Origin of the sequence: Priestia sp. J2 (genome assembly GCF_020790095.1) — a bacterium.
GTDB classification, from domain to species: domain Bacteria; phylum Bacillota; class Bacilli; order Bacillales; family Bacillaceae_H; genus Priestia; species Priestia zanthoxyli.
On sequence record NZ_CP086208.1, the window covers coordinates 4123778 to 4137441 of the forward strand.

Annotated in this window: 11 protein-coding genes and 1 pseudogene; all 12 read right to left on the reverse strand. The window is 40.2% G+C overall.

Annotated elements, in window-relative coordinates:
* Positions 1-43 precede the first annotated feature (43 nt).
* Positions 44-1300 carry a tetratricopeptide repeat protein gene (locus LJY09_RS21325; RefSeq protein ID WP_028411495.1) on the reverse strand — a complete coding sequence of 419 codons (1257 nt, stop codon included), beginning with the start codon at positions 1298-1300 and terminating at the stop codon, positions 44-46.
* Positions 1301-1604: 304 nt separating this feature from the next.
* Positions 1605-2894, reverse strand: a complete 1290-nt coding sequence (gene aroA / locus LJY09_RS21330) for a 3-phosphoshikimate 1-carboxyvinyltransferase (RefSeq protein ID WP_155010539.1) — start codon at positions 2892-2894, stop codon at positions 1605-1607.
* Between the two features lie 21 nt (positions 2895-2915).
* A complete protein-coding gene (locus LJY09_RS21335; protein WP_155017493.1) occupies positions 2916-4016 on the reverse strand; it encodes a prephenate dehydrogenase in 1101 nt (366 codons plus the stop codon).
* Between the two features lie 72 nt (positions 4017-4088).
* Entirely contained in the window at positions 4089-5192 is a 1104-nt protein-coding gene (gene hisC, locus LJY09_RS21340) for a histidinol-phosphate transaminase (RefSeq protein ID WP_155017494.1), read from the reverse strand.
* Between the two features lie 4 nt (positions 5193-5196).
* Positions 5197-6012 carry a tryptophan synthase subunit alpha gene (trpA, locus tag LJY09_RS21345; RefSeq protein WP_013084883.1) on the reverse strand — a complete coding sequence of 272 codons (816 nt, stop codon included), beginning with the start codon at positions 6010-6012 and terminating at the stop codon, positions 5197-5199.
* A complete protein-coding gene (gene trpB / locus LJY09_RS21350) occupies positions 5999-7213 on the reverse strand; it encodes a tryptophan synthase subunit beta (protein ID WP_028411500.1) in 1215 nt (404 codons plus the stop codon). The genes trpA and trpB overlap by 14 nt, the downstream gene beginning before the upstream one ends.
* Before the next feature lie 30 nt (positions 7214-7243).
* Positions 7244-7837 (reverse strand): annotated as a pseudogene (locus LJY09_RS27750) (phosphoribosylanthranilate isomerase); the annotation flags it as partial.
* Positions 7827-8594, reverse strand: a complete 768-nt coding sequence (gene trpC, locus LJY09_RS21355; protein ID WP_028411501.1) for an indole-3-glycerol phosphate synthase TrpC — start codon at positions 8592-8594, stop codon at positions 7827-7829. The gene trpC and the pseudogene LJY09_RS27750, both read right to left, overlap by 11 nt.
* Complete coding sequence (gene trpD / locus LJY09_RS21360) at positions 8584-9609, reverse strand: anthranilate phosphoribosyltransferase (RefSeq protein ID WP_228307421.1); 1026 nt, start codon at positions 9607-9609, stop codon at positions 8584-8586. Before trpD ends, trpC begins: the two co-directional genes overlap by 11 nt.
* A complete protein-coding gene (gene trpE / locus LJY09_RS21365) occupies positions 9602-11116 on the reverse strand; it encodes an anthranilate synthase component I (RefSeq protein WP_228307422.1) in 1515 nt (504 codons plus the stop codon). The genes trpD and trpE overlap by 8 nt, the downstream gene beginning before the upstream one ends.
* Before the next feature lie 283 nt (positions 11117-11399).
* Positions 11400-12482: a 3-dehydroquinate synthase gene (aroB, locus tag LJY09_RS21370; RefSeq protein ID WP_176343446.1), complete on the reverse strand. Its 1083-nt coding sequence runs from the start codon at positions 12480-12482 to the stop codon at positions 11400-11402.
* Positions 12482-13654: a chorismate synthase gene (aroC, locus tag LJY09_RS21375; RefSeq protein WP_028411505.1), complete on the reverse strand. Its 1173-nt coding sequence runs from the start codon at positions 13652-13654 to the stop codon at positions 12482-12484. The genes aroB and aroC overlap by 1 nt, the downstream gene beginning before the upstream one ends.
* Between the last annotated feature and the right edge of the window lie 10 nt (positions 13655-13664).

A 13664-nucleotide genomic window follows, 5' to 3' on the forward strand; every position in this document is an offset into this window, starting at 1 on the left:
TATTTATTCCACACGGCAGCAATAAAATCCTCTGAACTATTATTTATTCTTCTAATTGAAATAATATGTCTTGAATTTCATCTACTGTTGGATCCATGGCTAATAAAGCTTGGAAAATCCCCTTCGCTTTCGAGCGCTGTCCTTCTTCTAATAAGAAATAGCCATACTCTTCTAAAAACGCATACTCTTCTTTAAAAACAGTATATGCAGATTCGTAGTATTTTAGCGCTTCTTCATAATTTTCTAATTCCTGATAAGCTTTTGCTAAATCCCATTCAAAATGAGGGTCATGCTCATTATATTCTTTGGCATGCTCGATATTCTCTACTACATCTTCATATCTCTCTTGACTCATATAAAGTTTAGAGAGAGTTAAAATAGCTTCAATGTACCCTGGATCTAGTGCAATCGCTTGTTGAAACGCCGATTCAGCCTCTTCTTCTAGACCGCGCTTTAATGCTATTTTACCTTTAAAAAAGTAAAGTTCTTTTTGAAATTCATCCTGCGCAATACCTTCGTTGACAGCCACCGCAGCCTCTTCTAGCATCTCTTCATGTTCATATGACTTTGCTAAATATAAATAAAGAGAATGGTACTCACGGTCTAACTCTTTTAGTTCTGTAAACTTTTCAATAGCGGTCTGATAATGACCTGCTTGATACGCTGAAATCGCATATTCAAATAGTGTGTTAATCTCAAGCTTATCTTTTAACGCTTGATCAAAGTAAGGAAGCGCTTCTTCGAACTGGCCGATACCTGCTAGACTTTCAGCTAATCGCTGACGAAGATCCGTACCGTTAAATTCTTTTTCTGTTTTTAGCAGCGTTTGATAAAAAGGAATTGCCTTTTGATAAATTCCTTGACTGCTGTAAAATTCACCGAGCCCAAAATCGATAACCGGCTCATTTGGAAGCATTTTTTTCGCTTCCATTAACTTTTGCTCACTTACTTCACTAAGGCCTTGCATTTGATATAAGTCAGCTACAAGAAGCAGAGCTGGCACGTAATTATCGTCTTCGCTGCTAATTTGATTTAAAATATGAATGGCTTCTTCTTCTTCTTCTAAATCAATGAGCATTTCAGCTTTTAATAAATACAGCTCGCCTTCTTCTGGGTATTTAGCAATGAGCTCGTCTATTAAAGGCAGCGCATCATTTACTAGTCCCCACTCCTGTAGCTGTTCAGCCATTAAAAACTTTTCTTCGTCTGTAGCTTTATCTTTCAATTCATGAATAAGGGCAAGACCTTTTTCAATTTCATTGGATTCTACGTAACCTATCGCGCGGTCTAGTTCTTTCACACACAATTCTCCTTTATTATTACATTCACTTTTTATATAAAAATAAAACGAATTAATTTTCTATTTTTCCAAACTCGAAGCAAGAACACATGCTTCTATACACCATGATAAAATAGTTTGAGCGTTTGTTCAACAAATCAATTTGAATACGCTTACATTTTTTTAGGTAAAAACGAGATTGAGACATGAAACCTTCGTTCACCATCTCAATAAAAAATCCGAACGAGTTTGATTTTTCATCAACAATATCAATTCCTCGTTCGGATTTCCCTTCAACCAAAATACGTTTGTTCCAGCCTCTTCCTTATTGGCTTAGCTCATCAAGATCTTCAAAAAAAGTAGGGTAGGAGACGTGAATGGCATCACTTCTCATTAGCGTTACCTCTCCCGTTGCAATGGCTGCTGCGACCGCAAGCATCATTCCAATTCGATGATCTCCGTAGCTGTCTACTTCCCCGCTTCGCAGGGCCGTCTTGCCTTCGATAATAAGTCCATCAGGTGTTGGCGTAACGGAGGCACCCAGCTTGCTTAGCTCGGTTGCAACCGTATCGATGCGGTTCGTTTCTTTTACTTTTAGTTCTTCCGCATCTTTAATCACCGTTTTCCCAGTTGCCTGAGTCGCCAAAAGAGCGATTACCGGAATTTCATCAATTAAACGAGGAATTAAATCGCCCCCAATTTCAATCCCTTTCAACTGAGACGTTTCAATCGTCAAATCGCCAATAGGCTCTCCATTTTGAATACGTTCATTGGAAATTGTAAGGCGTGCACCCATTTGCTGAAGCACATCAATAATACCTGTTCTTGTAGGATTGAGTCCGACGTTTTTCAAAACGATTCGGCTGTTTGGAACAATGGCTCCTGCAACAAGAAAGAATGCAGCTGAAGAAATGTCTCCAGGGACGTACACATCCGTTCCGCGCAGGGATTGTCCCCCTTCAATACTTACAGTCGTTCCATCTACCTCTACGTCTACTCCAAATGCGCGAAGCATACGCTCGGTATGGTCGCGTGATGTAAAAGGCTCGGTTACTTTTGTTGTGCCTTCGGCATGAAGTCCCGCTAGTAAAATCGCCGATTTTACTTGTGCACTTGCTACAGGAGAATGGTAATGAATTGCTTTTAATGCTCCTCCTCTAGTAGATAAAGGCGTATATTGGCCATGCTCACGCCCATCAATCTTTGCACCCATAGAGCGCAGCGGCACCGTAACACGGCTCATTGGACGCTTGGCAATCGACTCATCTCCAATTAGAGATGTATGAAATGGCACACCGGCAAGAATCCCCAGCATTAAACGAGTAGTTGTTCCTGAATTTCCTACATCTAAGATGGAAGTAGGTTCACTTAATCCTTCGATACCTTTACCTTCCACTTCAACATACTCGCCTTCTCTTTTAATCGATACGCCCATCTTTTCAAAACAAGAGATAGTACTTAAGCAATCTTCACCTGCTAAAAAATGATTAATCGTAGTTTTCCCTTCTGCCATCGCTCCGAACATCACAGCTCTGTGAGAAATTGACTTATCCCCGGGAATAGAAATTTCTCCTTGAAGAGATGAAAGATTCGTTTTTAATGGTTTTCCACTCATTTCATTCACACCTTTCATACATTAAGAAATAAACGTCTGATATTGATGCTGATGGAGACACGCTCTTGCCCGCTTTCTATCTTCCTCTGTTTGAAAGCTCAAACGTAATACTCCGTATATATCTTCTCGTGTTTCCAAAATTCGAATGTTTGTAATACTGATTTCATCTTCTGCTAAATAACCGGTTACTTCTGAGATAATACCCGGATAGTCAGGAACATCCACATAGAGATCATAAAAGGATGGAATCGCTCCTTTGGTTCGTACAGGAAGCTGATCTCTAAATTGTTTCGCTTGTGAAAAATATGTATAGATATCATTCGCATCTTTTCGTTCGATCATATTTCGCACGTCGTTCATTTCTTCAAGCCAGTGGTCAAACATTGAAAGAAGCGCATCCTGGTTATGAAGCAAAATATCTCTCCACATCGCTGGACTGCTTGAAGCAATACGTGTAATATCACGAAACCCTCCAGCCGCAAGCTGCGAAACTAGCTGATTGTCTTGTTGGTAATATTCTGCTTGATGAACAAGGCTTGCAGCAATAATATGTGGAAAATGGCTAATGACACCTGCTAATTTATCATGTTCTTTTGGTGACATTACAATAATTTTAGCTTTTGTACCACTTAGCAATTCCTTTAAGCTGTTTAAAGCCTCCGAAGAAGTAGAAGATGAAGGTGTTAATACATACATTGCATTTTCAAATAAATGAGCTTTAGAAGCAGCTACTCCGCTTTTATGAGACCCCGCCATTGGATGACCCCCGATAAACTCAATGCCTTTAGAAATAAGAGCCTCGGCTGTCTTCACTACTTCTTCTTTTGTACTTCCTACGTCTGTTACGATGACAGACTGTTTGAGCGTAAAATGTTCGAACTGTTTTAGCACTTCCGCTGCTTGGGTGACCGGAATGGCAATAACAATATAATCCGCTTGCTCAGCGCCTTGTTGCAAAGAAGAAGCCGCTTGGTCAATTACGCCTAGAGTTTTAGCGAGCTCCAGCTGCTCTTGATTAATGTCAAAACCTATTACATCAAGATGATGCTGCGTCTTTTTTATATTAAGTGCAAGAGATCCTCCAATTAATCCCAGGCCTACAACAAAAACATTTTCTTTCACTTTCCTTCACCTCATTGTGCATATGAAGATGAGAGTGTGAAATCACACTCTCATCTTTTACTATATTAGGTATTAAGCTTTCGCCGTTTCTTGGTTAACAAACTGCTGAAGCAATTCAATGATTTGTTCATTTTGTTCTTTTGTTCCCACCGTAATACGAACGGAAGTTGGGAAGCCTAATGCATTCCCTGAACGAACGATAAATCCGCGCTGCAATAAAAATTGAAACACTTCATCGCCTTGACGGCCAAAATCAATTAGAACAAAATTAGTGAAAGAAGGATAATAGTTTAAGCCATTCTTATCACAGAAAGCATAGTACTGCTGCAAACCTGCTTCATTTTTCTTTTTGCACTCTTCAATGAACGCTTGGTCTTCAAGAGCAACGATTGCTGCTTTTTGAGCCATGCGGCTTGTATTAAAAGGTTCGCGAGCCGGCTCAATTTTTTGTAGCAATGATTCGTTTGCAATACCGTAACCAATACGCAAAGAAGCTAAGCCGTATGCTTTTGAAAATGTGCGAAGTACAATTAAGTTTTCGTATTCATTCAAAAGCTCTACCGTATTCGGATAGTCGGCTTGGTCTGCTGCATACTCAAAATACGCTTCATCCATAACGATTAACGTATGCTTAGGAACTTGCTTCATAAAGGAAATTAACTCATCGCCCTTCACATACGTTCCCGTTGGGTTATTAGGACTGCATACCCATACAATTGTCGTATTTTCATCAATTGCACGAAGCATAGCATTTAAATCATGATCTCCGCCGCGCAGCGGTACTTCACGAATTTCTGCACCTTCAATTACGGCATTGTGCTTATATTGAGGAAATGATGGCGTTGGCATGACAGTGTTTGTATCAGCCGATAGTAAAGCTCGGCAAATAATTTGAATGACTTCATCAGACCCATTTCCAAAAATCAGCTGATCTTGCTCTACACCTACGTGTTTTGCTACTGCTGCACGCAGTTCAGCTGCATAACCGTCTGGATAAAGCGCCATATTTTCAATTTCTGCAGCAATCGCCTCTTTTACTAAAGCAGAGCTGCCGTAAGGATTTTCATTGGATGCTAATTTTACAACGCGATCTAAATTAAATTCACGCTTCACTTCTTCAATTGGCTTACCTGGTTTATATGGAGATAAAGTTAGTAATTGTTCTTTTACCTTCACCGTGTTACACCTCGCATTTTTGTATAGGCGAAACGATGGATGCAACATACTCCTCAATTTGATTTAATCCGTCTCGGCGTGTATCCTTATTTAAAAGAACTTGTTCAAGCTGGCCAATTTTATTAACAATTGCACTTCCAATTACAATGCCGTCGCTGTGTTCTTTTAATACCTCTACTTGTTCGCTTGTTGAAATCCCAAAACCGACGGCAACCGGTATAGAAGCTGCTGCTTTCACATCTTCTAAAAAGGTGCCAATATCAGCTGGCAGCGTAGAGCGAACCCCAGTAACGCCTAAAGACGACACGCAGTATAAGAAGCCCGTTGCATCTGCAGCAATTTTTTGAATACGCTCTTTAGATGTAGGAGCAACCATTGAAATGTACGCAACTTCATTTTCAGCGGCAAGCTCCCGGATACGGCCACTCTCTTCGTACGGTAAATCCGGAATTAGCACTCCATCTATTTCATTTTCTCGCATTAACGCGAAAAAGGATTCTAAACCTAATTGTAACACAGGATTAAAATAGGTAAAGAGAATTACCGGTATTTTCACACCTTTTTTTCTCATCACCGATACAAGCTTAATAGCTTTTGAAATAGACATACCGCCAGATAAAGCTCTTTTGGACGCCTCTTGAATAATCGGACCATCTGCTAAAGGATCGGAATACGGTACGCCCAGCTCTAAAATAGAAGCACCTTGCTTTTGCAAAGACAAAGCAATTTCCACCGTTGCATCTTCATGAGGATCTCCTGCTGTAATAAATGGAATAAATAATGTTTCATGTTTAGGTAGTCTCGCTTCAAACGTATTCATGTTCTTCTTCCTTCCCTTCTAGCAAGTTTACTAATGTATGAACGTCCTTATCTCCTCGACCTGATAAGCAAATTAAAATGGTTTCTTCTTTCGTCATGCTTTTAGCCAGTTCAAATGCTTTTGCCAGCGCATGGGCGGATTCGATAGCCGGGATGATTCCCTCCGTTTTCGCCAGCAGCTGAAGAGCTTCGATTGATTCATCATCCGTTACACTTTCATATTCTACTCGTCCAATAGATGAAAGGTGAGAATGCTCTGGACCGATACCCGGATAATCCAAACCTGCTGAAATAGAATAAGGCTCTGTAATTTGACCATTTTCATCTTGAAGTAAATACGTGAGCGTTCCGTGGATAACACCTTTTGTGCCTTTAGCCATTTTAGCAGCATGAAGAGCTGTATTTAGTCCTTTCCCCCCTGCTTCTACTCCAATCAAGCGTACATGTTCTTCTTTAATAAAATCATAAAACATACCGATTGCATTACTGCCGCCTCCGACGCATGCCACGACAGCATTTGGAAGTTTTCCTTCTACCGCTGTAAACTGTTCTTTTGCTTCTTCTCCAATAATTTTTTGGAAATCTCGAACCATTTTAGGATAAGGATGCGGTCCAATTGCCGAACCAATTAAGTAAAAATGATCTTCACAGTGTTGAACCCAGTAGCGGATTGCTTCATTTGTTGCATCTTTTAGCGTTTTTGTTCCAGAAGTTGCAGGAATGACTTCCGCTCCTAGAAGCTTCATGCGAAAGACGTTCAACGCCTGACGTTCAATATCTTCTTCTCCCATGAATACTTTACATTCCATTCCGAACTTTGCAGCTACTGTAGCTGTGGCTACCCCGTGCTGACCCGCTCCTGTTTCAGCAATAATTTTTGTTTTGCCCATCCGTTTAGCAAGTAAAATCTGTCCAATGGCATTGTTGATTTTGTGAGCACCCGTATGATTTAAGTCTTCACGTTTTAAATAAATTTTTGCCCCGCCGAGTGTTTCGGTAATATTATCAGCATATGTTAAAGCCGTTGGTCGCCCTGAGTAATTGACGAGTAAGGATAGATACTCATCTTTAAATGCCGGATCTTTCATTGCTTGATTCAAAGCTGCTTCTACTTCTTCAAGTGGTTTCATTAATGTTTCAGGTACGTATTTTCCGCCAAATTCACCAAAGCGGCCAAATTCATCAGGATGATTGTATGTCATAGTATGGATCTTCCTTTCAATCTCTATAATTTTTGTATAGTCCTTCGTTCCATTTGTTTCAATACCGCCAGAAATATCAATCGCCCCGGGCTTGTAGGGTAACAAGTTCTCAATGTTAAAAGCATTGATTCCTCCAGCAATAAAGCATTTTTTACCTAACTTTTGTGCAGCTGATTCATACTGAGGAACGAAGCTCCAATCAAAAGCGACGCCCGTTCCTCCGAATTGTTCTTTAACCTTGCTGTCAATTACATAACCATCAGCTTCTTCATATACATGCATTTGCTGCAGCGTCTCGTTATTGTGCGGGAGTGCTTTCCATACTTCATATCCACGCTGCTTTAACTCACGTACTTCAGCAGCAGTTTCTTGCCCGTGGCACTGAATCACATCTAAATTTGTCACGGAGGCAATTTCAAGTATTTGATCCATCGGTGTATTAACAAATACCCCTACTAGCGAGACTTGTTTTTTTATTTCATCCGTTACAAACTCATTTACTCGTTCAGGCTTTACATATCGTTTGCTTTTAGGGTAGAAAATAAAGCCAATGTGAGTAGCAGCCGACTTTTCGATTAAAGCTATATCTTGTTTTGATCGAATACCGCAGTACTTAATAAGCATATTCACTTTCCCCAAACAGCTTTTTAATCGCTTTGGTTTGATTATCCTGTCTCATAAGCGATTCTCCTACTAAAATAGCTTTTGCTCCGGCTTCTTTTACGTAGGAAACATCATCGTATAAGTAAATCCCGCTTTCACTTACTAAAAGCTGATCTTTCGGCACGTGCTTAGCGATTTCTTTTGTCTGCTGCACGCTGGTTTCAAACGTATGAAGATTTCGATTATTAATCCCGATAATCTTCGGTGTAAATACAGCTAACAGCTGTTCAAGCGTTTCTAAAGAATGCACTTCTACTAAACAATCTAACTCTTTTTCAGCAGCTTGAAGATAAAGCTCTTGCAATTTTAATGGTTCAAGTGCTTCTCCGATGAGTAAAATCGCATCGGCACCGATTCTTGCACTTTCTTCCACTTGAATGGAATCAATGATGAAATCCTTGCGAAGCACAGGAATAGAGACATGCTGTTTAATATCACTTAAAAACGTTCGGTGTCCTTGAAAATAGTGCTGATCCGTTAACACAGACAAAGCATCTGCTTTTCCTTCCTCGTAGGCTTTAGCAATTTCCACAGGCTGAAAATTCTCTTTTATTAATCCTTTGGAAGGAGAGGCTTTTTTTACTTCTGCAATAAGAGCCAGCTCTCGATTCGGATTTGATAAAGCTTCTAAAAATGATCGTTTTGTAACATTTTGCTGTTCGGGTAACTGTAGGTTTTGAATTTCTTCTTTTTTTGTTTCAATAATTTTATTGAGCATGTTCAACCACCTTTTTCGATTTCAATCGTTGTAATTGCGTGTATGCAGCACCTGATTCAATTGTTTCTAAAGCTACAGCTACTCCTTCTTCAAAAGTAGAAACGTTTCCGCTAACGTAAATAGCTGCAGCAGAGTTCAACACGACTGCATTTTTAGCAGTTACATTACTTTTATTTAAAAATAGCGATTCAATGAGCTCTGCACTCGATTTCGCGTCTTCTACCACCAAATCTTCAAGCTTCCCTCTCTGTAAGTGTACATCCTCTGGTGCAAGCGTATATTCTGTAATAACATTGCCTTGTACTTCTACAATATCCGTTACATCCGTGGCACTAATTTCATCTAAACCATCTCTGCCGGCAACAAGCAGGACGTGATTAGCTCCCAGTACAACAAGCGCTTCTGCTAATTTTCGTGCAAGCTCAATAGAATAAACGCCAATTACTTGCTTTGTGCAGTTAGTAGGGTTTGCTAACGGACCTAATGCATTAAAAACGGTTCTAAACCCTAATTCCTTTCGAGTAGCAGCAACGTGCTTCATAGCAGGGTGATAAAGCGGCGCAAATAAAAAGGACATGTTGAGGTCAGCCACCGCATTTTTCACTTCTTTTTCATTTCCTTGAATCCATATATCCAAATGTTCTAACACGTCTGCACTTCCGCTTTTAGAAGATACCGCGCGATTCCCATGTTTCGCAACCTTTACTCCAGCAGCAGATGCCACAATCGCACTAGCCGTTGAAATATTAAACGTAGAGGCGCCGTCTCCTCCCGTACCGCACGTATCTACTACGTTTAATTCGTCTAGAGAAATAGCATTCATATTGTTTTTCATACCCCGGATAAAACCAACAATTTCATCGACGGTTTCTCCTCGGTACGTTAAAATGGTTAGCACGCTAGCAATTTGAGCTGCCGGGACTTTACCGTTCATAATATCATTCATAATTTTTTCTGCTTCTTCCGCTGAAAGTGACTCCCCGTGCAAACACTTTTTCAACAATTCTTTAAACATATACATCCTCCTTTTTATTGTAGATGTCTTGAGCTAATTGAATTGTTTTAATTAAAGCGCTAGCTTTATTGCGGGTTTCTTTCCACTCAAGCTCCGGTTTTGAGTCAGCAACCACTCCTGCTCCGGCCTGTATATAAGCGGTTTGGTCTTTCAAAAGAATGGTACGAATTGCAATGCACGAATCAATATTTCCATCAAATCCGAGATATGCTACGGTTCCTGCATATACATTTCGCGCAACTGGTTCAATTTCATTTAAGATTTGCATCGCCCGCACTTTTGGAGCGCCAGATACAGTACCCGCTGGAAATGCAGAAAGCAGCGCATCAATAGGATGTACTTTTTCATCTAGGCGTCCTGTCACTTTAGAAATCAAGTGCATGACGTGCGAAAAATTAACCTGCTGCATTAATACCGGCGTTTGGACACTTCCATACTGTGCAACTCGGCCGATGTCATTTCTTGCTAAGTCCACGAGCATATAGTGTTCTGCCCGCTCTTTTTCATCGTTAATTAAGTCTTCATACAAGCGCGCATCTTCTTCTGCATCTCTGCCGCGTCTTCTCGTTCCTGCAATTGGATGAATTTCTAAATGGCCGTTTTCAATTTGAATCAACCGCTCAGGGGAACTTCCAATCAATTCCACTCCCTTTACTTTCACGTAAAATAAATAAGGAGATGGATTAACTAATCGCAATACTCTGTAAATATCAAATCCAGCTACGGTCGTATCAATTTGAAATCTCTGCGACAATACGGCTTGAAAAACATCTCCGCTTTTAATGTATTCCTTAATTTTTTCCACATCTTGCACAAATTTATCTTTTTGGTATGACGATGTCACACCTTCAAAGCTAACTTCGCGCTGCTCGCTTTCAAACATCATCGGCTTTTCTTTCACCGTCTGCGCTATTCTTTCAACATATCGATTGATCTCTGCTAGAGCTTCATCATGTTTTTCTTTTTTCTGCTGTTCTTTATCTTTCTCATCAAGCTGAATGTAGTGAATCACCATAAGCTCTTTTGTTTGGTGATTATAAGCGAGCATCGTTTGACAATAGATAAAGTGAAAAGTAGGCATGTTCAAATCGTTTTGGGCATGTACGTTTACTTTTTCAATTTGCGATACTGCGTCGTAGCTGATAAATCCTACTGCTCCTCCTTTAAAAGGAAGTGCAAGATCTGGTACTTTCACTTTCAGCTCTTGCTGAATTTTACAAAATACCTCTTTAAAGCTGTCTCCTTGCAGCACAGGTTGAAGCTGCTTGTTTTTTGCTAGATAGGTTCCGTTCTCTTCTTCTACATACAAAAATGGATTCAAGCCAATAAAAGAATAATTAGACCATGGTGATGATTCATCATTGCTTTCAAGTAAATATACAGCTTCATCTTTTACTTGCTGAAAAAGATCAACAGGTGTCATGCTATCGATAAATATTTTTTTTATGATTGGAATGGTTAAATACTTTGTAGAGTCTTCTAAAAAAGAAGTATACGTGTTCGTCATATCTTTCAATCCTCCATTTCATGGAGAATGAGAATAGATGAGGTTATATAAAAGAGGATATAATAAATAAACCCAAAGACACATCAAAAATGGGCCTTTGGGTATACGAATGGTAAAATTCACTCAACTAAACTCTGCTCAACTGTCTCATTCTCGTCTACCCTAATCTCAACTAAACTGTCTATTGTTTTCTCATAACTAAAATCTCTAAACTAACTTGTTACCAATTGTAGTACGTTTCAAATTCATTTGTCAACTACTATCTACTTGGCTTTTGAAGAAACTACGCTTGAAGCTCTTCATTCAGCAGCTTAAGAATCACTTCATCTTCTACTTGTTGAACAAAAGGTTTTCCTATGCCTTCAAGCAGTACCATATGAACATTGCTTGATTTGGACTTCTTGTCTGCTTTCATTCTCACGAGCAGCTTTTCAGCTGAAAGGTGGTTTGGAACAGACGTCTCATAGCCAAATTTTTCAAACCATTTCGCAATTTCAGCTACAGGGAACTCGCTTTTCCCAAGCGTATTGCTGACTTTCATAGCAAACAGCATCCCAATGGCTACGCCTTCTCCGTGACTGATTTGTCCATAGCCGCACTCTGCTTCGATCGCATGACCTAACGTATGTCCAAAGTTCAGGTGAGCGCGAACGCCAGCTTCTGTCTCATCTTCTTTTACAACAGATGCTTTGACTAAAATACCGCTTTGAATAGCATAAATTAATTTTTCATCTTGTAAATCAGTCAGCGATTGTATATTTTGCTGAAGCCATTCATAAAATGCTTCATCGTGAATAAAAGCATGTTTAATCACTTCTGCAAAACCGGAACGCCACTCTCTTTCAGGAAGCGTTTTAAGAAGATCAATGTCATAAACAACCGCTTCAGGCTGATAAAAAGCGCCAATCATATTTTTTCCAAGCTCATGATTAATGGCTACTTTACCGCCTACAGCACTATCGTGAGCAAGAAGCGTCGTTGGCACTTGAATAAACGAAACCCCTCTCATGTATGTAGCGGCTACAAATCCAGCTAAATCGCCAACTACCCCTCCGCCGAAAGCAATAACGAGCGCATTGCGGTCAAGCTGCTGCTCGAGTGCAAAAGTCTGACAATCGTAGTAATGTTGAAATGACTTTGCGTGTTCACCGCTTGGTACTACGTATTTAGCCACTTTAAACTGCGTCTCAATCGCTTTTACAACCGCTTCTCCATAATATGAATCTACAGCTGAATCAGTGATGATTAACACTGACGACAGATTAGGTTTTACACTCTCAATAATAGAAGGCAGCTTTTCAATTAATCCATTTCCTAAATAAAGAGGATATGTTTTGGATAAAGTTTGAATATCAATTTGCAACATTAAAACTCCCTCGCATGTACACGCATTTTCTCAATATTTTCAGCAATTAAATCAATTCGGTCTTGTCCAAACTGTTCGATTAGCGCATCAGCCAATTCCCAAGCTACAACGGCTTCTGCTACAACGCTTGCTGCCGGCACAGCACAGCTGTCTGAACGTTCGATGCTTGCCTCGAAGGCTTCTTTTGTTTCAATATCAACACTTTTTAACGGCTTGTAAAGCGTTGGAATAGGTTTCATTACACCGCGTACTACAATTGGCATACCTGTTGTCATGCCACCTTCAAAGCCGCCTAAGTTGTTTGTTTTACGGGTATATCCATTCTCTTCATCCCATAGAATTTCGTCATGAACTTCGCTTCCTGGTCTGCGAGCCGCTTCAAATCCAATCCCAAACTCAACGCCTTTAAATGCATTAATGCTCATAACAGCTGCAGCAATCTTCGCATCTAATTTACGATCGTAATGGACATAGCTGCCCACTCCTGCTGGCACGCCTTCAATAATAACTTCTACTACGCCTCCGATCGAATCGCCGTTTTTCTTAGCATCATCGATTGCTTGCATCATGTCTTTCTCAACAGCTGAGTCAAAACATCTTACTGGAGAAGCTTCAGTGACTTCTTGAAGTTCCTCTAAGCTTTTGTATTGAGGAGGATTTGCCTGTACGCCGCCAATTTCTAATACATGTCCAGCTACAGAAATCCCGAACTGAGCAAGGATTTGACGAGCCACAGCACCTGCTGCTACCCTTACAGTTGTTTCACGAGCTGAAGAACGTTCTAATACATTTCTCATATCGCGATGACCATATTTAATAGCGCCGTTTAAATCGGCATGCCCTGGTCTTGGTCTTGAGATTTTACGCTTTACTTCTTCTGATTCTTCTTCAGAAATTGGCTCGATGCCCATAATTTTTGTCCAGTGTTTCCAGTCGTTATTTTCTACCGCTAACGTAATAGGAGATCCTAGCGTATAGCCGTGGCGAACACCGCTTAAAATTTCCGCTTGATCTTTTTCAATTTGCATACGTCTTCCGCGACCATGACCTTTTTGTCTTCGCGCTAAATCTGTATTGATGTCTTCGGCTGTTAAAGGAAGCCCTGCGGGAACACCCTCTAAAATAGTAGTCAACTGTGGACCATGTGATTCTCCTGCTGTTAAATATCGCATAATCGTACCT